This is a genomic window from Methylomagnum sp. (genome assembly GCF_054333355.1).
Genome location: NZ_JBTEKS010000031.1, coordinates 1 through 22,336, shown reverse-complemented (window position 1 = coordinate 22,336; position 22,336 = coordinate 1). Strand labels below are relative to the sequence as shown.

The window sequence follows — 22,336 nt, the reverse complement described above, 5'->3', positions numbered from 1 at the left end:
ACCGGGATTACAAACTTAAAGTTCACCGTTTTTCTTGAGAAGGAATTCATTCTTGTACCTCCCAAAGAACAACAGGCTAACTTCACCTCTGTGGTAATGCCTTTGTATGGCTTAGCCGCAACCTTAGGCATAAAGAATACTAATCTCCGCACCACCCGCGACCTCCTCCTCCCCAAACTCATCTCCGGCGAATTGGACGTATCGCACCTGCCCGAACCCTTGGAAATAGCGGCCTAATTCATGCCCCCTAATCCAACATCCATTTACCACATCACCCCCTTGGAAAATCTACGCCAGATATTCCAGGCAGGCGGGTTATTGGCAAAACGGGCTTTGGACCAAGAAGACGCGGGCTATACCAACATCGCCCATCAAACCATCCAAGACCGCCGCGCCCAAACCCCGGTACCCTGTGGGCCGGGCGGCGTGCTGCAAGATTATGTGCCGTTTTACTTCGCGCCCCGCTCGCCCATGCTATACACCCTTTCCAGAGGCAACGTGGAAGGATTCACCGGCGGACAAGGGGCCATCGTATATCTGGTATCGACGGCCCAAACCGTGCAAGCGGCGGGATTGGATTTCGTGTTCTCGGACGGACACGGCATCATGGCGATAACCGATTTTTACGATGATTTGGCCCACCTAAACGCCGTCGATTGGCCGCTCATGCGGGCCAACTATTGGGCGGATACCGATGACGACCTGGATCGAAAGCGCCGCCGCCAAGCCGAGTTTTTAGTGCATGAGCGATTCCCGGTGGAATTGATCCAGAACATTGGGGTTATCGACCCAATAAAAAAACAAGAAGCAGAGATATTGCTGGCCGAGTTTGGATTCACCATGCCCGTGGCGATTCAACGCGGCTGGTATTACTGAGGAGCAAATCCAATGATTGAGCCGACCCGAGGGAATCTATTGGAGGCTGATGCCGAAGCCCTGGTGAACACCGTCAATTGCGTGGGGGTGATGGGCAAGGGTATCGCCTTACAGTTCAAACAAGCCTTTCCCGACAACTTCATCCATTACGAAAAAGTCTGCAAGGCGGGGCAAATGCACATGGGGCAGGTATTGGTTTTCGAGACCGGGAACTTGATGAACCCCAAATACATCATCAACTTCCCCACCAAACGCCATTGGAAAGGGAATTCGAGATTGGAGGACATCGAGGCCGGATTGGTGGACCTTATCAGGCAAATAAAAACCCTGAATATTCGGTCCATCGCTATCCCGCCTTTAGGGGCCGGACTCGGCGGCTTAAATTGGCCGGACGTGAAATCGCGTATCGAAGCCGCTTTCGCCGGTTTGCCGGAGGTACAGGTCTTGTTATTCGAGCCGCAGGGCGCGCCGCCGGTGGAAAAAATGCCGGTGAGAACCAAGCCACCCACCATGACGCCGGGCCGGGCCTTGCTGATTCGCCTGCTTGACCTCTATGGCCGCCAAGGCTACCGCCACAGCCTGCTTGAAGTACAAAAGCTCGCCTATTTTCTGCAAGAAGCGGGGGAACCCATGCGCCTTCGCTTCCAAGCGCATCACTTCGGCCCCTATGCCGACAATCTTAACCACGCTTTGCAGCACATCGAGGGGCACTTTATCCGGGGCTACGGCGACCGCTCCACGAAAGCGGAAATCCGACTGATGCCGAACGCTACGCAACAGGCCGGTGAGTTCCTGAAAACCAAGCCGGAAGCGGAACAACATCTGGAACGGGTGAAAAGGCTCATCGAAGGCTTTGAAACCCCGTATGGCATGGAATTACTCTCTACCGTTCATTGGGTGGCTAGGCATGAAGTAGCCGATAAAGCTAATCTCGCGGCAATCCGGGCGCGGGTCGAAGCTTGGAACCAGCGCAAAAAAGATTTGATGAAACCGCAACATATTCAAAAAGCCTATGCGCGGCTGGAATCCGAGGGCTGGATTTAGCCATGACCACGCCCTTAACCATCAAAGAAATCAGCGCCCAATACCGTGAACTGACGATGGTCGAACAGCCCGCCGCCGCCCTATTCGTCGCCTTGGGGTGGAAAACCGCCAACCTTCAGGGCGAAATTTTCGGCACGAACGGCACCGAAGGCCGCGAATCGGAAAGCCAAGTCATCCTCACCAAGCGACTGCGGGCCGCGCTGGAAAAGCTCAATCCCGGCCTCCCGCCCGACGCCTACACCCAAGCCCTCGCCTTCCTCACCGAGGACCGCTCCAAGCAAATCCCCGTCAACGCCAACCGGGACTTCTACCGGCTGCTGCGGGACCGGGTGAAAGTCACCCTTCCCGACGACGACGGCCTCCCGGAAACGGTGGAACTGAAAGTCATCGACTGGGACCACCCCGCCAACAACGACTTCTTCCTGGCCCAACAGCTGTGGGTGTCCGGCGATATGTACCGGCGGCGCTGTGACCTCGTGGGCTTCGTCAACGGCATTCCCCTGGTCTTCATCGAACTCAAAGCGCCCCACGTCCCGCTGAAATCCGCCTTCGACGACAACCTCCGCGACTACCGGGGCCAGAGCATCCCCCAGCTTTTCCACCCCAACGCCTTCATCCTGCTCTCCAACGGCAAGGACACCAAGATCGGCACCTTGACCGCCGAATGGGAACATTTCTTCGAGTGGAAACGCATCGACGACGAAAGCGAACCGGGCAACACCAGCCTGGAAACCGCCCTACGGGGACTCTGCGAACCGGGCCGGCTGCTGGACATCGTGGAAAACTTCACCCTGTTCGAGGAAGTGCGGGGCGGGCTGGTCAAGAAGGTGGCGAAGAATCACCAATACCTGGGCGTGAACAAAGCCATCGCCAAAGTGGAGCAACTGCGGCAAGTGGACAGCGCCGAAGCCCGGCGGCTGGGGGTGTTCTGGCATACCCAAGGCAGCGGCAAAAGCCTGTCCATGGTGTTCTTCACCCAAAAGATACTCCGCAAGCTGGCGGGCCAGTGGACCTTCGTGATCGTCACCGACCGGGACGAACTCGACGGCCAAATCTACAAGACCTTCACGGCGACCGGGGCCGTCACCGGCACCGAAGTGCAAGCCAACAGCGGCGACCACCTCAAGCAACTGCTGGCCCAAGATAACCGCTACGTCTTCACCCTGATCCAGAAATTCCGCACCGAGAAGGGCGGCGTCTATCCCCAGCTTTCCGACCGGCGGGACATCATCGTCATCACCGACGAAGCCCACCGCAGCCAGTACGACATCTTCGCCCTCAACATGCGTGGCGCCCTGCCCAACGCGGCTTTCCTGGGCTTCACCGGCACGCCGCTGATTCAAGGCGAGGAAGAACGGACGCGGGAAGTCTTCGGCGATTACGTGTCGGTCTACGACTTCGCCCGCTCCATCGAGGACGGGGCCACCGTGCCGCTTTACTACGAAAACCGCATCCCGGAATTACAGCTCATCAACGACCACCTCAACGAGGACTTGGCGCGGCTGCTGGAAGACGCCGAACTGGATGCGGAACAGGAAAAGAAGCTGGAACGGGAGTTCGCCCGCGAATACCACCTCATCACCCGCGAGGACCGCTTGGACACCGTGGCGGAAGACGTGGTGCGGCACTTCCTGGGGCGGGGCTATCGCGGCAAGGCCATGATGGTGTGCATCGACAAGGCCACGGCGGTGCGGATGTACGACAAGGTGCGGGCGTGCTGGCGGAAGGAATTGGAGAAAGTCCAAGCGGAGTGCGATGAATGGAACCAATTACCGGGCTATGTGATTTTGGGCGACCCGGAGGAATCCCCCGAGTGGCTGTACGAAAAGAGCCAAATCGAGCGGCTGAATCTCTTGGATCAAACCGACATGGCCGTAATCGTCTCCCAAGGCCAAAACGAGGTGGAAGACCTCAAGAAGAAAGGGCTGGACATCAAGCCCCACCGGGAGCGGATGCAGAAGGAGCACCTGGACGAGAAATTCAAAGACCCGGCGGACCCGTTGCGGCTGGTGTTCGTGTGCGCCATGTGGATCACCGGCTTCGACGTGCCCACTTGCTCCACGCTGTACCTCGACAAGCCGATGAAGAATCACACCCTGATGCAGACTATCGCCCGCGCCAACCGCGTGGCATCGGGAAAAACGGCGGGGCTGATCGTCGATTACGTGGGCATCTTCCGCAACTTGGAGCGGGCTTTGGCGATTTACGCACAGCCCACCCGACCGGGCGCAAGCCCCATCCGCGACAAAGCGGCGCTGGTGGAGCAACTCAAGGCGCTGCTGACCGAAGCGACAGGGTTTTGCCAAGCGCGGGGCATCGTGCTGGCGGACATCGCGGCGGCGGACCCCAGCCAGCGCTTGCCGCTCCTCAACGATGCGGTGGACATCCTCATCGCCAAGGATGGGGACAAGAAAGCCTTCCTGCAACTCGCCAACAATGTGGCGCGGGTCTTCAAGGCCATCCTGCCCGACACAGCGGCCAATGAGTTCGCCCCACTGGCGGTGCTGGTGGCCTACCTGGGGGCCATGATTAAGGCGCTGATGCCCCCGGCGGATATTTCCGAAGTGATGGGCGACATCGAGGCGCTGCTGAACGATTCCATTGCCACCGAGGGCTACCGCATCGGCGCCACGCCCAAGGCGGAACCGCTGATCGACCTGTCCATGGTGGACTTCGAGAAGCTCCAACAGAAATTCGCCCAAGGCCGGAAGCACACCGAAGCCGAAAAGCTCAAAGGCCAGATTCAGCAAAAACTCAACGAGTTGGTGCGGCTGAATCACAACCGGGCTGACTTCCAGGAAAAGTTTCAGGAACTCATCGAGGCATACAACGCCGGAAGCCGGAACCTAGAGGATTTGTTCAAGGTTTTGATGGACTTCACCCAGCAATTGACCGAGGAAGAAAAGCGGGCGCAGCGCGAAGAACTGACCGAGGAGCAATTGGCCGTTTTCGACATCTTGACCCGACCGGACCCGGCACTGACCGACAAGGAGAAGGACGAGGTGAAGGCGGTGGCTAGGGAACTGCTTTCCCAGCTTAAAGCCACCAAGCTGGTGCTGGATTGGCGGAAAAAGCCGCAGTCGAAGGCGGCGGTGGTGCTAACCATCCGCAATGCGTTCAAAGGTCTGCCCACCCCCTACACGGGCGACATCAAGAAAGCCAAGGCCGATTTAACTTACTGCCATATTTACGACGGCTATTTCGGACCCGGCCAAAACATTTATCAATCGGCACCGAATTAGAGTTTCGTGCGGTGGCTTGATCGGCACAGGATAGAGATTAAAAAGGTTTTTCAGCCTTGGAGGCAGGCATGGCTATCGCGCTCGAATTTATAGATTTCATCGTGCCCGTTGCCGTTATCCGGGAAAAATATCCTGGTGGCTGGGAACAATGCCTCCGGGACCATGCTCCCCTAATTGGTGGGCGCGTTTGGTTCGATGATTATCTTTTTCACGATGGCACAATGAGTCCGATGGACATCCGATTGCTTGTCGAACAGTGGGCTTCAATGGGCTTTGAGCCAATGGATTCCCGCGATGGCGTGCAGGTTTGGAAAGATGTTTGTGTTGTGGAAGCGATGTTTGGCGGGCCGACTTTGCCGTGCGACTGGATCGAGTTTGATGGTCGTGAACGGATAGCGTACCTAAAGGGAACAGAGCCGGGACCAACAATCGGCAGAAATGAAATGAAGCAGTCCGCCGGTAATCTGTGACTGGCTGCGAATTATGGCGGGAAGATAATCATGCGAAAGTGGACCGAAGAAGAGCGTAAACGACAATCCGAACGCATCCGCCAGTGGCGACCATGGGAACAGTCCACCGGGCCGAAGACCGGGGAAGGCAAGGCCATCGCCTCCCGCAATGCCGACCAGGGCGGACAGCGGCCAATGCTGCGCCAATTGAGCCGGGCACTGCGGGAACAGCAACGGGCGCTGGACGAATGGCGGGGCTGAACATCGTGCCGCACACCTACACCAAGCACCAACCAGGCACGCCACCCACTACGAACGCGGAAAGGATTCGGCGGTATCGGAAACGGCAGAAGGAAAATGGCAAGGTCCGTATTTCCACTCTGTACCTCACCCATGAAGCCTTGGACGCCCTGGCCCCGCTCTGCCAAAACTACCGTTATCCACCCACCAACATCCCGAGAGGCTTGGAGCTTTCCAGCTTCCTAAACGAACGGGCCAAAGACATCGCGACCGCTTTGCTGCCCAAAGCCAAGCCGCGTCGCCGGAAATAATCGACCCCTTAAGCAAGGCACCCAGCTTGCCGGGATTTTGAGGAAACACCGAAGCAAATACCGCAAATCGAGGCTAATGGTCCGAAATTTGTTCCCAAATTCGTGCCCAATGGCGTCTCATAGCTCTTCGTGTTTCATTTAAAATCAGCGTGTTAGAAAATTTTTAAATATTGTATTGAAATCGGTCTTTCAAGGGCGGGGAGCATCCCTTCGGCTGCCGCGCTGTTATGGCCCGCTTAGCACCAAATCGCACACTGTCGCGATAATCACCTGACTGGTCTTGGAGCCAGGGTCGATATGGCCGATGGCCCGTTCGCCCAAAAACGCCGCCCGGCCCTTGGTGGCGATCATGTCGCGGGTGGACAGCATTCCCCGCTCGGCCACGACCTTCAATTCGGCCAGCAACACGGCGCGTTCGGCACTCTCGCCCGCCAGCCGGGTGAAGGCTTGGGACACCGGAATCAGCACATCCAGCATGGTTTTTTCGCCCAGATCGGCCTTGCCCCGGCTCTTGATGGCCTCGACCCCGGCGGCGAAGGCGGCGGCGATGTCGGGCAGGGTGTCCGCGCCTTGCTCCTTCACCGCCTTCGCCATCGCCATGAAGAAGCTGGCGATGAGCGGCCCGGAAGCACCGCCGATGGTGGACAGCAGTTTCATGCCGATCTTTTGCAGCGCGGCATCCGGCGTCAGCGCGGCCAGTTCGCCGCTCATGCCGACGATGGCCGCGCCGCCCCGCTTCATATTGATGAAATGATCGCCATCGCCGATTTCGCGGTCGAGGGATTCGATTTCGGATTCGTTGGCGAGGATGGCCGCGTTGACGGTCTCGGCGGCTCTCAGGATGAATTCGATTTTCATGGAAAAATGGCGGGTAATTAGTGATAAGTGGCAAGATTTTAAGCTAGAACCCTCTTGCCGTGTGCCGACGCCTAACGCCGCCAATCCGCCGAAAAACATGGTGGATGCTTTCAGTGCTTACATGATAAATATGTGGTTGCTGCAAAATGGTGCGTAAGCCCTTGGATGGTCGCCCCTAAATGGAAATTAGCCCGGTTTTTGGGCCATGACACCGAGTGAAAGCCAGCCTAGAACACGATCTGTTGCGTTTTTCAAGACGGCTGCACGATAGTAAATGGCGGGCCGAGTCAAAAATTGAGGATGGATTGATTAGTAGCCAAATAACAACGATGTGTTGTTATAGTGCAAAAGATGGGGGAATCGCACCATTATGGTGCTTTTTTGTTTGTAGGGCTTGTACAAGTCGCTGTTTTTTAGTGATTTTTGTGTTGGCGTGCTTCCTGCTTTACAAGGATAGCGAACAGAATTTTTGGAGACCCTACAAATGCAACGAAATATCCTCCACAGTCGGCTGAAGCCACTTGCGCTCGCCTTGGTTGCCGCCTTGGCGACGGGTTCCGCTCACGCCAACGAAGCCGCCGAGGCCACTGGCTTAGCTGATTACATGGCTGGCAAGGGCGACGCCCAGCCGTTATCGGACTACGGGATCAAGTGGGGTGGCTGGCTCAACATGGGCGTCACCTACAACTCTAATGGCAGCAAATACAATGGCCCTGTCACGTTCGGTGATCGCGCCAGCGAATTTCAGGTAAACCAGTTCTACCTCTACGTCCAACGCGCGGTGGACACCGCTGGCAGCGGTTGGGATATCGGCGGTCGCTTCGACTTCATGTTCGGCACCGACGCGGTATTCACCCAGGCCTACGGTTCGCCCCGGGGTCACTGGGATTTGAACCTCATCAAGAATGGCGAGCGCTTCTATGATATGGCCTTCCCGCAGGCTTACGTCGAGGTGTTCGCGCCGTTCGGCAACGGCATCACCGCCAAGATCGGTCATTTCTACACCATCATCGGCAACGAAGTCGTCACCGCGCCGGATAACTTCTTCTACTCCCACGCCTACACCATGCAGTATGGCGAGCCCTTCACCCATACCGGCATTTTGCTGAGCTACCCCGTGGACCAGAACTGGTCGCTCTCGGGTGGCGTGGTGACTGGCAGTGATTTCGGTGGCTGGGATGGTGCCTGGGACAAGGGGTTGGGCAATTGGAATGGCATCGGCGGCGTGACCTGGACCAGCGACGACAAGGGCACTAGCGTGTTCGTGTCCGGCACGACCGGGGCGACATCCGAGCATGACAACAACAACTGGAGCATGTACAGCCTCGTCATCAAACACGACATCATGGAAGGGTTGCACTACACCTTCCAGCATGACCACGGCTTCGCCAACAAGATTGCCGGGCTGGGGGACGCCACCTGGTATGGCATCAACCAATACCTGACCTACGACATTCAGGATGATCTGGGTATCGGTATCCGGGCCGAATGGTTCCGCGATGATGACGGCTATCGGGTGGCTTCGCCGGGCCGCACACTCAGCTATTTCCCCGGAGCGAACAGCTATTACGAAGTCACCGCTGGCTTGAACTGGAAGCCTTTGAAGTGGGTCTCGGTGCGTCCGAACGTCCGCTACGACTGGTCCGACAAGGCTAACGCCTTCGACAATGCGGGCGGGGATGTTGGCTATGCCGCGAAACGGGGCGACCAATTCTTGTTCTCGACCGATATTGTTATTTCGTTTTAAGCCGCTCTTCAGCGCAAAGTCATGGCATGGACAAGGATGTCCGTTTTTCTTATAGTCACCCCATCTCCCCAAGTCTTCCTCTCCAATCTCTCTCAATGAGCCGTTTTCGGCCGCGCCTTTGCGCGGTGATTATTCCCTCGATCTAGTTCATCTAGGCGGAATTGAAATGCCTTATGATGAACCGCAGTTCCTCCGCAAGCCCAAGCCTGTATCGACCTCCCCAAAAAAGAGACCGGCCTTACCTGACGATTTTCTTGTTTGTAGGCATTCTCGTTGGATTTGACTTGGCACTGCTGACAGTGGATGTCTCACTTGCGGGATTTCTTTGATTTTTGTTCCGGTATGATTTTGCGTTTGAGCCAGTGGCTGGCGACCAGCCCGGCGGCTTCGGCTAAGGAAATCCTATTGGAAAACCCATATAATTTGTCACTAATAGACTACGCTCAATGGCCTAAAACATATAAAATCTAGATATTACGACTATCATTAAATGGCAGGCAGGCCTGAGGCTTGTTCCGTGAATCAATCTGCGGAGCTGATGTGGTGAAATCCCGAAAACAATCTCTCATCATTGGCATTGGCCATAGCGAAGCCATCCCCGAATCGCTTCTTTGCTGCGTGGAGCCAGCGTTTTCGGTGGCGGAATCCAACGACTTGCGATTCCCGCCCGCCTATCGGGATTCTTTCGGAGAATACTTTTGCCATTGCATTGCCCGTAATCCACGCGACTTACTTAGTCACGTCCGGCGAATCGTGTTGGCGCGTGACCATGGGGCGGACGAGGAGTTGTTTCCGGCCTTGCTCGACCTTTTCCTTGTCTTGGGGAGCAAGGGCTTTGATCTGCGTAAGCGGATGCTAGAGTTCGCGAAGAGTGTGCTGGCAATAGGGCATTACAAGCAGTTGCTCGATTCGCTGGCGGGCGGACCAAAGGGCATCCTTGTTGTGCCGGGATCCCTGCTCCATTTCGGTTTGGAAGGTGGGTTAACCTTAATCCACGATGGCGATAGGCAACCTAACGCGCCACGCGATCCGCTGGTCGAAGCGCGGGAATTTTTGGAATACAGCCAGTTGGAAGAGGCCCGTATTCTGTTGGAAGCCGCCTTATTGTTGACGCCGCAACGTGTCGATTTGCATGAAGAGTTGCTCGAAATTTATCGGTCGACTCGGGATGAGGCAAATTTTTTGCAAATGTTTCAAGAATTAGATGGCGCTTCAAACCCGGCCCGTCAGAAATGGGAGGGTTTGGCAGAGTTCTTCAGGAGTCGCAATGGTTAATCGCCGAGATGTCGCGCTTCGGGTTTGTGCCTTGGGATTCGATACCCGTTCATATACGGCTCTGCAACTATTTTTCCGGGGCAAGTGTGGAGACCGGGCCACGCTAGTTGGAGATGACGGTGCGAATGTCGGCATTATCGACATGGATTCGTTCAATGCGGCAAAAATTCTCGCCGATCAAAGGGAGCGGCACCCGGAAAGAGTATTGATTCTTCTGTCACTGGAAAGGCATGAAGAATCATTGCCGAATGCAATTTACATCAAAAAGCCGGTTCAAATTCAAAATATGCTGACGGCTTTGGACGAGGCCAGTGAACGCCTTGCGCCTGCCTCGTCGCCCGGCCCGCGGTTTGGTTTTCAACCACCTAAGCCGGAACCCCCAAAAAGGGTAGAGCCTCCGCCAACGGCCAAGGTCGAGCCATCGGAATCCAAGGTTGACTTGAAGCCAAAGGCGGAGCTAAAGCCCGAAAGCCCACCTCCGCAACCATTTAAGAAAACCATAACGGTACGGGAAGAAAACAAAACTGCCAATCAGGCGGCAACCCTGCTCGATGAGCGTGGATTCGGGGATTATATTGGCTCCTTGAAGGACATTGATCCAAGTAATCCCATAGAAGTAAAAGCCGCTCAATATGATCCCAAGCGGTATCTACAAGGTTATCTGCAATCCGCATGTAAAACGGCGGTGGCTAAAAATTGTGCGTTGCGACTGAATACGGGATGGAAACCCATCACGATTTTTCCCCAAAGCAGGGAAATCTGGGTGGATGCCAATGACCAGCAGTTGCGCTCGTTCTGTCTGGTGCCAGCGCATTCAATCGCGGATCAGGATTTTGCGGATTCCGGCACGTCGGTGATGACGATTTCGCCAGCCAGCGCCATTAGAATGAAAGGAGATGATTTCGACCCCACCCAATTGCAAAGGATGGATGCGTTAATCTGGAAGGTCGCGCTTTGGACATCCGCAGGCCGCGTCCCTGACGATATTGATTTAAACCGGCCAGTTTATCTGCGGCACTGGCCTAATTTCACCAGATTACTTATGTTCCCTAACGCTATGCGCATCGCTGCGTTATTAAGCGAACAGCCGCGCTCGCTGCTGGATGTGGCCGAAACATTGGATATACGTCAACAATACGTGTTCGCGTTTTTCAGTGCTGCGCGTGCTTTGGGTCTGGCCGATCAGGCGACTAGGCAGTCTGAAAACCTCATTGCACCGCCGACTTTGGAGCCGAAGAAAAATGTCGGCGTTTTGAAGAAGATTCTGCAACGTCTGCTTGGACGGTAAAGCGAAGGTCATTCATGGCGAATTACAAAATTATTTTCACAGGTCCGGTGGGAGCCGGGAAATCCACCGCAATTGCTTCTTTGAGTGACGAACCGCCGGTATCGACGGATCAATCGGCGTCCGATATGACCAAAGGACGCAAGGCTTCCACGACCGTGGCCTTGGATTATGGCGTTTTGCAACTCGCGGGTGGGGAAAAAATACACCTATACGGAACGCCCGGACAGGAGCGATTCGACTTTATGTGGGATATTTTGAGTACCGGCGGCATAGGCTTGATTTTGTTGCTTGATAATACCCGTGCTGACCCATTTCAGGATATGCGGTTTTTTCTGGAAGCGTTCAAGAATTTTATAGAGCAAACCAGGGTGGTGATTGGTGTGACTCAAATGGATTTAAGCCCCAACCCAACGATTGAAGACTATCATCAGCAGTTACACGGAATGGGAAAAAATGTTCCTCTTTTTGAAGTGGATGCTCGTGTTCGCAAAGACATGACGATATTGCTTCAAGCGTTGCTATATTCTCTTGATCCAGGCTTGCAGGAGGTTAAGGATGGCTAACTATACCCTGGCGGACGGGGTTTATATTCACCCAACACCGGCGGGGGCATACTATGCTATTTCCTCCACTGAGCGAAATCCTAGCCGCCGAATGATCCAATCCTTGCTTGCGAAGACATCCTCGCCGTTACTAACGATGGAGGGGTTGATGGAGTGGTCAGAAATTACTGATGAGGAGCAGTTATTGACCTTGCTCCATCATGCTCAGGGATTGGGTTGGGTGCAAGGCTTGGAGGTGCCGAAAACCTGCAATGACGAGCCTCTGGAAATGCAGTTGCCAAAGCTGCTGAAATCGTTATCCATTAACGGCAAAGTTCTGTTGGCGGACCAACAGGGCTTTTATTTGGCTTCCAGCGGGTTTCCTCACGAAGTGGCTGAGGAGCTATCTGCCCTTAGTGCTGATTTGGCGACCATGCACAGCCGTCGATCCGGATTGCTGGTGAATAATCTGGGGATGGCGAGCAGCGCTTGGGCTATCGTGGATGCGGCAGGCAACGGCAAGATTGGGTTTTGGCCATTGTATATTGGAAATCAGCGCTTTGTGCTTGTTGTTAGTGGAATTTCTCAGTTCAACCATCCGGACTTTGTTAATTTGGTGTGGGTTATCAGTCGGCGTTACGGCTTGTTGGGGGATTGATTTCGTGTCGTAATATCAAGATATTATATAAACAAGATGATTTAATATCTGATTAGATTTTTCGTTTTCATGAATAATGAGCAATAGGAGTGAACCCAAATGCGTGCAGACATGTTGAAGTCGATTCTGTCGGAATTAAACGGAACCTCACCTGATATTGAAGCTTCTGGCGTGATTTCGACCGATGGGCTTATGATGGCCGCCGTACTCCCGCAGGGCATGGACGAGGACCGTGTCGGCGCTATGAGCGCGGCCATGCTTTCTCTAGGCGACCGCACGGCCCAGGAATTGGAGCGGGGTGGACTGGAGCAGGTTCTTATTAAGGGCAATCGTGGCTATGTGCTTATGACCTATGCGGGTAAGGAGGCTGTACTTACCGTGCTGGCAAAACCGAATGCGAAGCTCGGACTCATCTTTCTTGATGTGAAAAGGGCCGCCGAAAGCATTTCAGCCATGATTTAATGCCGGTTTATATCGCCTGAAAAATAACAATAAAAGAAGCGGTGAGCTTCGGGAGGGTGAAGTATGCAAGATATGAAGCCAGAAGATATTGTCGGCGATTATCGAGAGTATAACCTTAGACTATACGGTTATGGCAATCGACGGGTTCTTGTGACTGAGATAGAAACCCCTTATCCGGATGGGCGATTGATTGTTTCCCGTACCGATCCCAATGGGTTTATAACTCAGGTTAATCAGTCATTTGTTTTGATGTCGGGTTATACCGAGCAGGAGCTGGTGGGTTCACCGCACTCCATTTTAAGGCATCCCGATATGCCGACAGCGGCATTTGGAAACCTGTGGGAAACCGTGCAGGCCGGAAAGACATGGCAAGGATACGTTAAAAATCTTAGGAAAGATGGCGGTTATTATTGGGTGAAGGCGACGGTGATTCCCAATGTTCGCGGTGGGAAAGTTGTGGGGTATACATCGGTGCGGCGCAAGCCTTCTCGGGAAATGATAGAGCAAAGTAGGGCACTTTATCTTTCGATGGTCTGAATACCGTTCGGAAAAGACGCTTCAATGACATATAATTTTACTATAAGTCCAGATTTCGGTCCCGAGCACTTGGCCGGCTGGTATGTTTTCAATACTTGGCTACAGAGAGCCTTGGGAGTGGGAATACATTTAGAAATTTATCCCAACTTCAACAGCCAACGGCAAGCCATCGAGGCCGATAAGGTCGATCTTATTTATGCCAACCCCTACGATGCTTCCATGCTGGTTCGGGAAAAGGGATTTACTCCCTTGGCGAAACCAAAAGGGAAATCCGACGAAGCTATTATCGCGGCGTCCGTCGGACGGGAAATTATGATGGTTGAGGATTTGCGGCCCGGCATGTCCGTGGCAACTACGGCCGATCCAGACGTGCATATGATGGGCATGATTATGCTGGAGCCAGCCAGCCTCAGCGCCAATAATATTAACTTGCAGATATGTGATAGTTATGTTCTGGTGGCAAAGCAATTGCTTAAGGGGGCGTCTGACGCAGGTATTTTTCTGGCCGAGGCATTCAATGACCTTTCCTCGGTGGTGAGGAGCCAGTTAAGGATTCTGGTAAGAAGCGAAATTCAGGTTGTTCACCATTCCCTTATGCTTGGTCCTGCCATGGCTCCACAAAGAGAGCGCCTGCAAGCGGCCTTGCTGTCCATGCTCGAAGACCCGAAGGGCCGTGGCGTGTTGACCACGTTGGGGTTTGAGCGGTGGGAAGAGGTGGATCAGGAGGAGATGGAATTTATGATTGACTTGGTGGAGACCCTTCTAGTTTAAAGGACTCCATGCAAGGATAGTTCTCAACTTTTATGGCAGGACGGGTTTAGCAAGCCAGTCCCCATGGCCGATAGCCTCGCCATCAATAAGAAACAAGCGCTGGCATCTTGGTGCCGCCGTTCCCGCCCTAGGCGACCTATCCACCCGTTCCCTACGCGCCCACCAACACTGCTTGGCCTGCCAGCAGTGAGCGGGACTCCGCCATGGCTTGTTGATTCAAGCAATCCCTGATTAGTTGTCGTGCTTCCACGGCGCATTTGCCGCACTGGTCGCAAGCGCCAAGCTCTTGCCTAAGGGCGCGCATGTTATTGACCCCTTTTTCCCTGACCGCCTTGCGAATTTGTCCGTCGGTAACGTTCTTGCAGATACAGATGTACATAACGAGACCTCATGCCAAACGTGCATTTGATCTTAGTATAAACGAGAACGATTATCAACTCCGTGTTTGTCGATGATGATGGTGAACAGCTTGGGCGATGAGTCCTGGATTGTTTGGCTGGATAGTGTTCGTTGGGGTTCTCAAGAACGGATATCCACTCTGAGGCCGATATTTGCCTGGACCGGAAAGCCTTGATTCTCAAACGATAAACCAAGTCAGAATTGCGTATACTAATCGGCCTTTTTTGCCCACTCACCGCCGTTCGGCTCCGGGGTGGCGACTTTAACCAACCTCATTGGCTTCCTGGAAGTTATGTCCGAAATCGAATACGAATTGCGCGAGCAGGATTTGCTCGCGTTCAACGACCACCAATTGCAAAGCTCTGGCAAGCTCGGTTCAACTCTTCGCCGCCATCAGGGCACTGTTCCAGGCATCTTGATGGTGATTGCGTTGGTAATGCTGTTTTATTACGAGGATACGCTGTCCGCGATGTACGTCGGGTTTACCGGGGCGGCTTGGGGTGTTCTGACCCCGCTTTACTTGAAATGGAACGCCCGCCGCCAGATTCGGGGCATGTACACCGAGGACGAAAAAGCCCGCATTGTGGGTGTTTACAAGCTGCGAACAACCTCCGACGCCCTAGTGGAAATTGGCCGGGAAGGCGAGTCACGGGTCAAGTGGGGGGATATTCTTCGCATTGAGGCGACCAAAAAGTACGCCTTCATCTTTGTCACCATTGATTCGGCCTTGATCGTTCCCCGTGCGACCGTGAAGAACGGCGACTTGCATGAGTTCGTCAAGGACGTGGACCAACGCATCGAAGCGGCTTCGTAACGCCGTGGTGGACCTGGTTCTGTCCGCCGCCCTCCCACCGAGAGGGCGGCGATGATTAATTTCAAATCGGTGGCGTTGCGACGGGGGCAGCGCCAACTTATCGAAGACGCTTCCTTAACCATCCATCGCGGCGAAAAAGTCGGCATCACCGGGGCCAATGGTGCCGGAAAATCCAGCCTGTTCGAATTGATTCTCGGCGGCTTGCACGCTGAGGCGGGCGAACTCTCCATGCCGCCGGGCTTGCAAATCGCCCATGTGGCCCAGGAAACCCCGGCCACCGAGCGTTCCGCCCTCGACTACGCCATCGACGGCGACCGGGAGTTGCGCCAAATCCAGGCCGATCTACAAAAGGCCGAAGCGAGCGGCGATGGCGTTGAGCTGGCTCATCTGCACGCCCAGTTGGAAACCGTGGGCGGCTATGAAGCCCCGGCCAGGGCGGCGCGGCTGCTGCACGGACTCGGTTTCAAGCCCGGCGACGAACACCGCGCCGTGACCGAATTCTCGGGCGGCTGGCGGATGCGCCTGAACGTGGCCCAAGCCCTGATGTGCCGCTCCGATGTGTTGTTGCTCGACGAGCCGACCAACCACCTTGATCTCGACGCCGTCATCTGGCTCCAGGAGTGGCTCGCCAGTTACACGGGCACCTTGCTGCTTATCTCTCACGACCGGGATTTCCTGGACGACCTCGCCGACCATATTCTCCACATCGAGAACCGCACCGCCACGCTCTACACCGGCAATTATTCGGCCTTCGAGACCCGGCGGGCGGAAGCCCTGGCCCAGCAGCAATCCAGCTTCGAGCGCCAACAGCGGGAACTGGCCCGCATCCAGGGCTTCGTGGACCGCTTCCGTGCCCAGGCCACCAAGGCCCGCCAAGTACAGAGCCGACTCAAGGCGCTGGACCGGATGACCCTCATCGCCCAGGCCCAAGTGGATTCGCCGTTCGAGTTTTCTTTTCTGCCGCCGGACAAATCCCCTTCGCCCTTGCTGAAATTGGACGGTGCCGCCGCTGGTTATGGCGCCGAGCCTATTTTCTCGGGCGCGAAGCTCACCCTCAATCCGGGCGACCGCCTCGGCCTGTTGGGACCGAACGGCGCGGGCAAGTCCACCCTGGTCAAATTGCTGGCCGGGCTGTTGTCGCCTGCATCGGGCGAGCGGCTGGCGGCGCAGGATTTGCGCATCGGCTATTTCGCTCAGCACCAGCTTGAGCAACTGCGGCCCGAGGATAGCGCCCTGACCCATCTGCAACGGCTGGACCCGAAGGCGACGGAAAAGGAGTTGCGCAATTTTCTCGGCGGCTTTGGTTTCCGGGGCGACCAAGCGCTGGACCCGGTGGCGCCGTTCTCGGGCGGTGAGAAATCCCGCTTGGCGTTGGCGCTGTTGATATACCAGCGGCCCAACCTGCTGCTGCTCGACGAGCCAACCAACCACCTCGACCTCAACGCCCGCGACGCCCTCAGCTTGGCGCTACAGGATTATCCCGGCGCCATGGTGTTGGTTTCCCACGACCGCTATTTGCTGCGCACCGTCGCCGATGATTTGTGGCTGGTGGCCGATGGCTCGGTGGAGCCGTTCGCGGGGGATTTGGACGATTACCGGCGCTGGCTGGCCGACCGGCGCAACGCCAAGGAAGCCGCCGAAAACGGCAACAAAGCCGCCGTGTCCCGCAAGGATCAACGCCGCTCCGACGCCGACCGGCGGCGCTTGCTGCGGCCATTGCAACAAACCCTGCAAAAAGCCGAAGCGACTGTGGACAAATGGACCGCCGCCCGGCAGGGCTTGGAACAACAACTGGCCGACCCCGATCTGTACCAAGCCGAATCCAAGGCGCGGTTACAAAAATTATTGCTAGACAAGGCGGCGGCAGACAAAGCCTTGGAGGAGGCGGAAACCACCTGGTTGGAAGCCAGCGAAGCGCTGGATGCCGCCGCCGCCGAGCTAGCCAATGACTGAAACGCCGGGGAAGGTTCGGAATGCCCTTGATTCGTTTGTTTCTTGATATTTGCCTGTTCAACAAAGGTCCGCAGGACACCCCGGACTCCACCCTGTTGTTGTGGTTGGCGGTGGCTGCCAACATGGTCATGGGGCTGGTCTTGTCATTGCCCGAGCTTGGCTGGGGCGAGGCCTTGCTGCAATCAGCCATCGCGGCTTTGCTGTTGGCTGGCTTCCTGTGGACCGTGTTGACGCTGTCCCGAAATGGCCCCCGGTTTTTGCAAACCGCCATCGCCGCGTTCGGTTGCGACACCTTCGTCAGCGCCACGGCGGCTCCCCTGTTGATTTGGAGCCAGATCGACCCGGACATGAAGGGCGTGATCGGCCTGCTGCTCATGGCCTTGATGCTGTGGCAAATCGCCGTCATCGGCCACATCCTGCGCCATGCCCTGTCCGTGCCCTTCATCGCTGGCATAGGATTAGCGCTGGCTTACACGGCCATGGGCTATGGTCTTATGATGACCCTGTTTCCGGTCGTGGACTAATCAATGGAGGTGGATCATGGCTTACCGGCATATTTTGTTGGCGGTGGATTTCTCGGAACACAGCGAGCGCGCCGTGGCGAAAGCGCAGGAATTGGCCCGGGGTGACGGAGCCGAATTGAGCGTCATCCATGTGGTGGAATACCTGCCCACCCTGGACTCCTCGTTCGGTCCCATTGCGCCCTTCGACGCGGAGCTGACCGAGCAATTGATCGACTCGGGGCGGAAGCGCCTGGGCGAACTGGCGGATCGGCTGGGCGTGCCGGACCACCGGCGCTGGATCGAAATGGGTAGCCCCAAGACCGAAATCATCCGTATTGCCGAGGAGCAGAAGGCGGATTTAATTGTGCTTGGCTCCCATGGCCGCCACGGCCTGGCGCGGCTGCTGGGGTCCACGGCGTCCAGCGTGATTCACCACGCCGGGTGCGATGTGTTGGCGGTGCGGCTACAGGGATAGGCCCGCCAGGGATGGGTGCAGGCGCACCAGGGATGGCCGCGCATTTCCCATGATTTTTGCCGCGTCGGAACCCATCACGCCAATTGGGACGATGGGTTCCGGCGCGGGTAAACTTCCATCGGTACGCCATCCCACGGAATGCGCCTCCACCCATCCTACGCCGGAACGCCCGCCCCGCTTTTTCGTCGATAGCAACAATGCTCCGGCAAAGGCTATGGCTAAAATCCCCGGCTCAATCCGCAGAGGAACCCCCATGCAAACGCTCACCTTCGACTGCGAAATCGGCACCTCCCGCGACTTGGTGCTGCGACTGCCCACCACGGTCAAGCCGGGGCCACATCGCTTCGCCCTGGTCATCGACCCTGATGAGGGCGAAGCCGAAATCATGTCCCCCGCCCCACTGAATGCGCCACCCCGCACCGCCCTCTGGCAACGCTTGGAAGCCGTGCGGGCCGAGGCCAAAGATCATGACGAAGTCCCCGCTCCGCTGCCGTGGGAAGCCATCCTCGATGAAGTCCAGCGGCGACGCGGCGAAGCGCCATGACCCAGCGTCGCACTTACCTTGATGCCAATATTTTCATCGCGGCCTGGAATGGCGATGAGCAAACCCGCGCCTGGGCACGCGCCGTGCTGGACGATCCAGAAAGAAGTTTCGCGAAGCGATTTCGTGCGCTTGGGGGTGCTGCCCAAGCCGGGCTTCCACCGGAAAACCAAGGAAACCGCCTTCATGGAAATCATTTTCGAGGCGGCGGAGGATGTCCCCATAACCCCGGCTTTGGTGCGGCGGGCCTTGGCGCTGGCAACTCGGTACGACGCGGCGCCACTCGATGCCTTGCACCTCGCCGCCACCGAAGCCGCCAATGCGGAATTGATAACGCTGGAAGGGCCGGACAAGCCCATGTGCCGACAAACCGAAGTCCCCGTTATTTCCCTGCGAGTTTTGCTCATGGGAGGATGGTCATGAAATAGCAAAGGATGGGGGGAGAGCCTTGCGGAAGCATCGCAACGATAGCTGGAAATGAAGGGTTGCGCGGCACCACCCCCCATCCATTAGCCGGACATTTATTTCCGCCAATACGCGGGCGTGAATAAAATCAGCGCGGTGAACACCTCAATGCGCCCCAGGAACATCGCCAGGGTGCAAATCCACACCTGAAAATCCGAAAGGCTCCCGTAATTGGTGGCCGGTCCCACTTGCCCCAGCCCCGGCCCTGCGTTGTTGATGCAGGCGATGATGGCGGAAAAGGCCGAGATGAAGTCCAGGCCGCTGACCACCAGCATCAGCGTCAGGCTCACCACGCTCATGAAATAAACGAAGATGAAGCCCAGCACCGACAGGATGATGCTGGATGGAATGACCATGCCGCCCAGTTTGAGCGGGTTGACGGCGGTGGGGTGGGCCAGCAGGAACATCTGCAATTCGCTCTGCTTTATCAGGATTAGCGTCCGCATCATCTTGATGCCCCCGCCGGTCGAGCCGGTGCAGACCGACACGCAGCTCAGGAACATCATCCACAGCGGCGCGAAAATCGGCCACAGGTTGAAGTCGACGCTGGCGAAGCCGCAGTCCGTGGCGATGGACACGAGGTTGAAGCTGGCGTGGCGCAAGGCCGTCCAGTAGTCCTCGTACGTGCCTTGCAGCCACAGATACAGCGCAATCCCCACGCAACTCCCCAGCACCAGAATCAAATAAGGCGCGACCTCGATGTCGTGCTGATAGGGCGTCAGGCTTTTGGTCCGCAGCACCTGGAAATGCGTGGCGAAGTTCATCCCCGCGATGAGCATGAAGATGATCAGCACGGTCTCGATGGCCGTCGAGTTGAAATAGCCGACGCTGGCGTCGTGGGTGGAGAAGCCGCCCAGGCCCATGGTGGCGAAGGCGTGGCACACCGCGTCGAACCAACTCATCCCCGCCCAGTACAAGGACACGATGCAGGCGGCGGTAATGCCGCCATACACCAGCCAGAGATTCTTCGCCGTCTCGGTGATGCGCGGCGTCAGTTGGCTCTCTTTCATTGGGCCGGGGGTTTCCGCCATGAACAACTGCCGCCCACCCACGCCCAGCACCGGCAGAATCGCCACGGCCAAGACGATGATGCCCATCCCCCCGAACCAGTTGAGCGCGTGCCGCCAGAGATTAATGGCGGGCGGCAATTGATCCAGCCCCGCCAGCACCGTCGCGCCGGTGGTGGTCAGCCCGGACATGGTTTCGAAATAAGCGTCGGTGAACGACAGGTCCGGCAGATACGACGTCAGCGGAAAGGTCGCGAACGCCGCCATCCCCGTCCAGGACAGCACCACCAGCAGAAATCCGTCCTTGGCCTTGAGTTCGCGGACGAAGGTGCGCGTGACCAGCCATAGCACCAGCCCTGAGCCGAGCGTGAACAGCATATCGACCAGGAACAGCGTCGCCGTGCCGTCATCGAAAATGAGCGAGGTCACGATGGGCAGGAGATAGGTCACGCTGAAAACCATCAGCATCAGCCCGAACACGCGGGCGAGCGACAGGAGCCTGATCATGGTGCGAGTGCCTTGGAAGCTGGGATGTGGTGGGGTGGGGCGGAAGCGGCTGCCCGTTCGTGCTGAGGTATCGACGCATGAAAGGGAAGTTGCCCAAGCCCGGCGCTGAAAAGAGGCGAGAGGCGCGGACCCCGCGTAAGTTTCGATGAGCCGGGGTCCGCTAGCCGGTCGGTTTAGATGCCCGCCAGACCGACAATGTTGTACCCGCCATCGACGTACAGGATTTCGCCGGTGATGCCGGAGGCGAGGTCGGAGCAGAGGAACGCGGCGGCGTTGCCGACTTCCTCAATGGTGACGTTCTTGCGGAGCGGCGCGGCCTCGCTGCCCTTGGCCAGCATTTCGCGGAAGTTGGCGATGCCGGAGGCGGCCAGGGTGCGGATGGGACCGGCGGACACGGCGTTGACGCGGATGCCTTCCGGGCCGAGGGCGCAGGCCATGTAGCGGACGTTGGCCTCCAGGCTGGCCTTGGCGACGCCCATGACGTTGTAGTTGACGATGGCCCGCTCGGCACCCAGATAGCTTAAGGTGAGCAACGAGCCGCCCCGGCCCGCCATCAGGGCGCGGCCACCCTTGGCGAGCGCGGCGAAGCTGTAGGAGCTTACGTCGTGGGCGATGCGGAAGTTGTCGCGGGTCACGGCGTTGAGGTAGTCGCCTTCCAGGGCTTCGCGGGGGGCGAAGGCGACCGAATGAACGATGACATCCAGTCCGTCCCAGTGCTTGCCCAGTTCGGCGAACATCGTGTCGATCTGCTCGTCGCTGACCACGTCGCAGGGCAGCACGATCTTGGCGCCCAGTTCCGCCGCCAGTTTCTCAACCCGCTCCTTGAGCTTGTCGTTTTGGTAGGTCAGGGCGATCTCCGCGCCTTCCCGCGCCATGGCCTCGGCGATGCCGTAGGCGATGGAGCGATTGCTGGCGACGCCCACGATAAGGGCGCGCTTGTTTTGCATGAAACCCATGTTATTAGTCTCCGGGTTGGGTGGAAATGGGGCGAAAGTATCCGCCACAGGCAAAGCCCTGTCCAGACTGGCACCTTCACAAATGCCGCTCCCACCCGGACAGTTCCTTAGGCCGACTCGGTTTTGAAAACCGAGTCGGCCTTTGCCGCCGCGAAAGCCCGGCTAAATCGACTAGCATAAGTGGTTTTGCATATAGCCGCTTTGTTGGCGGACATCGGGTAGATGAAAAAGCAAGCACTCGCCGCTTGGTTTTTCGCATGGGCTTGGGCTTTCAACGGCGCGGTCCAGGCGGAATCGGAAGATGTCATTGAACCCAGCCTCACCGCCTTTAAGTTAAGCCGGTCTGGAGTCCGAACTTTAGTTTGGACATGGGCTTAAGCCGTTGAAAAACGTCCAAACTAAAGTTCGGACTCCAG

25 protein-coding genes are annotated in these 22,336 nt (G+C 56.8%); 21 read left to right on the top strand and 4 right to left on the bottom strand.

Going from position 1 to position 22,336, the window contains the following annotated elements:
- The 7 genes from ACXWUF_RS04530 to ACXWUF_RS04500 all read left to right on the top strand — a co-directional run.
- Positions 1-237: restriction endonuclease subunit S (locus ACXWUF_RS04530; protein WP_458493473.1), on the top strand; the 237-nt coding region annotated here is incomplete at its 5' end.
- Positions 238-240: 3 nt separating this feature from the next.
- A complete protein-coding gene (gene darT, locus ACXWUF_RS04525) occupies positions 241-876 on the top strand; it encodes a type II toxin-antitoxin system toxin DNA ADP-ribosyl transferase DarT (protein WP_458493472.1) in 636 nt (211 codons plus the stop codon).
- A 12-nt stretch (positions 877-888) separates the two neighbouring features.
- Entirely contained in the window at positions 889-1,920 is a 1,032-nt protein-coding gene (gene darG / locus ACXWUF_RS04520; RefSeq protein ID WP_458493471.1) for a type II toxin-antitoxin system antitoxin DNA ADP-ribosyl glycohydrolase DarG, read from the top strand.
- A 2-nt stretch (positions 1,921-1,922) separates the two neighbouring features.
- Positions 1,923-5,162 (top strand): type I restriction endonuclease subunit R, encoded by a 3,240-nt coding sequence (locus ACXWUF_RS04515; protein WP_458493470.1) that lies wholly within the window; start codon positions 1,923-1,925, stop codon positions 5,160-5,162.
- Between the two features lie 68 nt (positions 5,163-5,230).
- On the top strand, positions 5,231-5,632 hold the full coding sequence (locus ACXWUF_RS04510; RefSeq protein ID WP_458493469.1) for a hypothetical protein: 402 nt from the start codon (positions 5,231-5,233) through the stop codon (positions 5,630-5,632).
- A 30-nt stretch (positions 5,633-5,662) separates the two neighbouring features.
- Positions 5,663-5,872: a hypothetical protein gene (locus tag ACXWUF_RS04505; RefSeq protein ID WP_458493468.1), complete on the top strand. Its 210-nt coding sequence runs from the start codon at positions 5,663-5,665 to the stop codon at positions 5,870-5,872.
- On the top strand, positions 5,860-6,162 hold the full coding sequence (locus ACXWUF_RS04500) for a hypothetical protein (protein WP_458493467.1): 303 nt from the start codon (positions 5,860-5,862) through the stop codon (positions 6,160-6,162). The genes ACXWUF_RS04505 and ACXWUF_RS04500 overlap by 13 nt, the downstream gene beginning before the upstream one ends.
- Positions 6,163-6,387: 225 nt before the next feature.
- Here the strand turns inward: ACXWUF_RS04500 and dhaL are convergent, their stop codons facing one another.
- On the bottom strand, positions 6,388-7,020 hold the full coding sequence (dhaL, locus tag ACXWUF_RS04495) for a dihydroxyacetone kinase subunit DhaL (protein ID WP_458493466.1): 633 nt from the start codon (positions 7,018-7,020) through the stop codon (positions 6,388-6,390).
- Positions 7,021-7,504: 484 nt separating this feature from the next.
- On the opposite strand from dhaL, the gene ACXWUF_RS04490 reads away from it, so the two are divergent.
- The 8 genes from ACXWUF_RS04490 to ACXWUF_RS04455 all read left to right on the top strand — a co-directional run bounded on the left by ACXWUF_RS04490 (position 7,505) and on the right by ACXWUF_RS04455 (position 14,300).
- Entirely contained in the window at positions 7,505-8,767 is a 1,263-nt protein-coding gene (locus ACXWUF_RS04490; protein ID WP_458493465.1) for a porin, read from the top strand.
- Positions 8,768-9,310: 543 nt separating this feature from the next.
- Positions 9,311-10,042 carry a type IV pilus assembly protein FimV gene (locus tag ACXWUF_RS04485; protein ID WP_458493464.1) on the top strand — a complete coding sequence of 244 codons (732 nt, stop codon included), beginning with the start codon at positions 9,311-9,313 and terminating at the stop codon, positions 10,040-10,042.
- Complete coding sequence (locus tag ACXWUF_RS04480) at positions 10,035-11,330, top strand: hypothetical protein (protein WP_458493463.1); 1,296 nt, start codon at positions 10,035-10,037, stop codon at positions 11,328-11,330. Before ACXWUF_RS04485 ends, ACXWUF_RS04480 begins: the two co-directional genes overlap by 8 nt.
- A 14-nt stretch (positions 11,331-11,344) precedes the next feature.
- Complete coding sequence (locus ACXWUF_RS04475; RefSeq protein ID WP_458493462.1) at positions 11,345-11,893, top strand: GTP-binding protein; 549 nt, start codon at positions 11,345-11,347, stop codon at positions 11,891-11,893.
- The gene (locus ACXWUF_RS04470) at positions 11,886-12,530 is read left to right on the top strand and encodes a hypothetical protein (protein WP_458493461.1); all 645 of its coding nucleotides are present in this window, start codon (positions 11,886-11,888) and stop codon (positions 12,528-12,530) included. The genes ACXWUF_RS04475 and ACXWUF_RS04470 overlap by 8 nt, the downstream gene beginning before the upstream one ends.
- A 99-nt stretch (positions 12,531-12,629) precedes the next feature.
- Positions 12,630-12,992, top strand: a complete 363-nt coding sequence (locus ACXWUF_RS04465) for a roadblock/LC7 domain-containing protein (RefSeq protein WP_458493460.1) — start codon at positions 12,630-12,632, stop codon at positions 12,990-12,992.
- Between the two features lie 63 nt (positions 12,993-13,055).
- Positions 13,056-13,529, top strand: coding sequence for a PAS domain-containing protein (locus tag ACXWUF_RS04460; protein WP_458493459.1), 474 nt, complete (start codon positions 13,056-13,058; stop codon positions 13,527-13,529).
- Between the two features lie 24 nt (positions 13,530-13,553).
- The gene (locus ACXWUF_RS04455) at positions 13,554-14,300 is read left to right on the top strand and encodes a phosphate/phosphite/phosphonate ABC transporter substrate-binding protein (protein ID WP_458493458.1); all 747 of its coding nucleotides are present in this window, start codon (positions 13,554-13,556) and stop codon (positions 14,298-14,300) included.
- 151 nt (positions 14,301-14,451) lie between these two features.
- Here the strand turns inward: ACXWUF_RS04455 and ACXWUF_RS04450 are convergent, their stop codons facing one another.
- Positions 14,452-14,679 carry a (2Fe-2S)-binding protein gene (locus ACXWUF_RS04450; RefSeq protein WP_458493457.1) on the bottom strand — a complete coding sequence of 76 codons (228 nt, stop codon included), beginning with the start codon at positions 14,677-14,679 and terminating at the stop codon, positions 14,452-14,454.
- 312 nt (positions 14,680-14,991) lie between these two features.
- Between ACXWUF_RS04450 and ACXWUF_RS04445 the strand changes: the two genes are divergently transcribed.
- From ACXWUF_RS04445 to ACXWUF_RS04420, 6 genes are all read left to right on the top strand, one after another.
- The gene (locus ACXWUF_RS04445) at positions 14,992-15,513 is read left to right on the top strand and encodes a YcxB family protein (RefSeq protein WP_458493456.1); all 522 of its coding nucleotides are present in this window, start codon (positions 14,992-14,994) and stop codon (positions 15,511-15,513) included.
- A gap of 51 nt (positions 15,514-15,564) precedes the next feature.
- On the top strand, positions 15,565-17,466 hold the full coding sequence (locus tag ACXWUF_RS04440; protein ID WP_458493455.1) for an ATP-binding cassette domain-containing protein: 1,902 nt from the start codon (positions 15,565-15,567) through the stop codon (positions 17,464-17,466).
- A 20-nt stretch (positions 17,467-17,486) separates the two neighbouring features.
- Complete coding sequence (locus tag ACXWUF_RS04435; protein ID WP_458493454.1) at positions 17,487-17,990, top strand: hypothetical protein; 504 nt, start codon at positions 17,487-17,489, stop codon at positions 17,988-17,990.
- A 16-nt stretch (positions 17,991-18,006) separates the two neighbouring features.
- Positions 18,007-18,444 (top strand): universal stress protein, encoded by a 438-nt coding sequence (locus ACXWUF_RS04430; RefSeq protein ID WP_458493453.1) that lies wholly within the window; start codon positions 18,007-18,009, stop codon positions 18,442-18,444.
- Between the two features lie 253 nt (positions 18,445-18,697).
- The gene (locus ACXWUF_RS04425) at positions 18,698-18,988 is read left to right on the top strand and encodes a hypothetical protein (RefSeq protein ID WP_458493452.1); all 291 of its coding nucleotides are present in this window, start codon (positions 18,698-18,700) and stop codon (positions 18,986-18,988) included.
- Positions 18,989-19,042: 54 nt separating this feature from the next.
- The gene (locus tag ACXWUF_RS04420; RefSeq protein WP_458493451.1) at positions 19,043-19,408 is read left to right on the top strand and encodes a PIN domain-containing protein; all 366 of its coding nucleotides are present in this window, start codon (positions 19,043-19,045) and stop codon (positions 19,406-19,408) included.
- Between the two features lie 98 nt (positions 19,409-19,506).
- On the opposite strand, the gene ACXWUF_RS04415 is transcribed toward ACXWUF_RS04420, so the two are convergent.
- Positions 19,507-20,964, bottom strand: coding sequence for a TrkH family potassium uptake protein (locus ACXWUF_RS04415; protein WP_458493450.1), 1,458 nt, complete (start codon positions 20,962-20,964; stop codon positions 19,507-19,509).
- 173 nt (positions 20,965-21,137) lie between these two features.
- Positions 21,138-21,920, bottom strand: a complete 783-nt coding sequence (locus ACXWUF_RS04410; RefSeq protein ID WP_458493449.1) for an enoyl-ACP reductase FabI — start codon at positions 21,918-21,920, stop codon at positions 21,138-21,140.
- Positions 21,921-22,336: the final 416 nt, after the last annotated feature.

What these genes read in the sequence shown, in the direction of transcription:
- darT (WP_458493472.1), top strand. Translation starts at nt 241, where the DNA reads ATGCCCCCTAATCCAACATCCATTTACCACATCACCCCCTTGGAAAAT.
- darG (WP_458493471.1), top strand. Translation starts at nt 889, where the DNA reads ATGATTGAGCCGACCCGAGGGAATCTATTGGAGGCTGATGCCGAAGCC.
- ACXWUF_RS04515 (WP_458493470.1), top strand. Translation starts at nt 1,923, where the DNA reads ATGACCACGCCCTTAACCATCAAAGAAATCAGCGCCCAATACCGTGAA.
- ACXWUF_RS04510 (WP_458493469.1), top strand. Translation starts at nt 5,231, where the DNA reads ATGGCTATCGCGCTCGAATTTATAGATTTCATCGTGCCCGTTGCCGTT.
- ACXWUF_RS04505 (WP_458493468.1), top strand. Translation starts at nt 5,663, where the DNA reads ATGCGAAAGTGGACCGAAGAAGAGCGTAAACGACAATCCGAACGCATC.
- ACXWUF_RS04500 (WP_458493467.1), top strand. Translation starts at nt 5,860, where the DNA reads ATGGCGGGGCTGAACATCGTGCCGCACACCTACACCAAGCACCAACCA.
- dhaL (WP_458493466.1), bottom strand. Translation starts at nt 7,020, where the DNA reads ATGAAAATCGAATTCATCCTGAGAGCCGCCGAGACCGTCAACGCGGCC.
- ACXWUF_RS04490 (WP_458493465.1), top strand. Translation starts at nt 7,505, where the DNA reads ATGCAACGAAATATCCTCCACAGTCGGCTGAAGCCACTTGCGCTCGCC.
- ACXWUF_RS04480 (WP_458493463.1), top strand. Translation starts at nt 10,035, where the DNA reads ATGGTTAATCGCCGAGATGTCGCGCTTCGGGTTTGTGCCTTGGGATTC.
- ACXWUF_RS04475 (WP_458493462.1), top strand. Translation starts at nt 11,345, where the DNA reads ATGGCGAATTACAAAATTATTTTCACAGGTCCGGTGGGAGCCGGGAAA.
- ACXWUF_RS04470 (WP_458493461.1), top strand. Translation starts at nt 11,886, where the DNA reads ATGGCTAACTATACCCTGGCGGACGGGGTTTATATTCACCCAACACCG.
- ACXWUF_RS04465 (WP_458493460.1), top strand. Translation starts at nt 12,630, where the DNA reads ATGCGTGCAGACATGTTGAAGTCGATTCTGTCGGAATTAAACGGAACC.
- ACXWUF_RS04460 (WP_458493459.1), top strand. Translation starts at nt 13,056, where the DNA reads ATGCAAGATATGAAGCCAGAAGATATTGTCGGCGATTATCGAGAGTAT.
- ACXWUF_RS04455 (WP_458493458.1), top strand. Translation starts at nt 13,554, where the DNA reads ATGACATATAATTTTACTATAAGTCCAGATTTCGGTCCCGAGCACTTG.
- ACXWUF_RS04450 (WP_458493457.1), bottom strand. Translation starts at nt 14,679, where the DNA reads ATGTACATCTGTATCTGCAAGAACGTTACCGACGGACAAATTCGCAAG.
- ACXWUF_RS04445 (WP_458493456.1), top strand. Translation starts at nt 14,992, where the DNA reads ATGTCCGAAATCGAATACGAATTGCGCGAGCAGGATTTGCTCGCGTTC.
- ACXWUF_RS04440 (WP_458493455.1), top strand. Translation starts at nt 15,565, where the DNA reads ATGATTAATTTCAAATCGGTGGCGTTGCGACGGGGGCAGCGCCAACTT.
- ACXWUF_RS04435 (WP_458493454.1), top strand. Translation starts at nt 17,487, where the DNA reads ATGCCCTTGATTCGTTTGTTTCTTGATATTTGCCTGTTCAACAAAGGT.
- ACXWUF_RS04430 (WP_458493453.1), top strand. Translation starts at nt 18,007, where the DNA reads ATGGCTTACCGGCATATTTTGTTGGCGGTGGATTTCTCGGAACACAGC.
- ACXWUF_RS04425 (WP_458493452.1), top strand. Translation starts at nt 18,698, where the DNA reads ATGCAAACGCTCACCTTCGACTGCGAAATCGGCACCTCCCGCGACTTG.
- ACXWUF_RS04420 (WP_458493451.1), top strand. Translation starts at nt 19,043, where the DNA reads ATGAGCAAACCCGCGCCTGGGCACGCGCCGTGCTGGACGATCCAGAAA.
- ACXWUF_RS04415 (WP_458493450.1), bottom strand. Translation starts at nt 20,964, where the DNA reads ATGATCAGGCTCCTGTCGCTCGCCCGCGTGTTCGGGCTGATGCTGATG.
- ACXWUF_RS04410 (WP_458493449.1), bottom strand. Translation starts at nt 21,920, where the DNA reads ATGGGTTTCATGCAAAACAAGCGCGCCCTTATCGTGGGCGTCGCCAGC.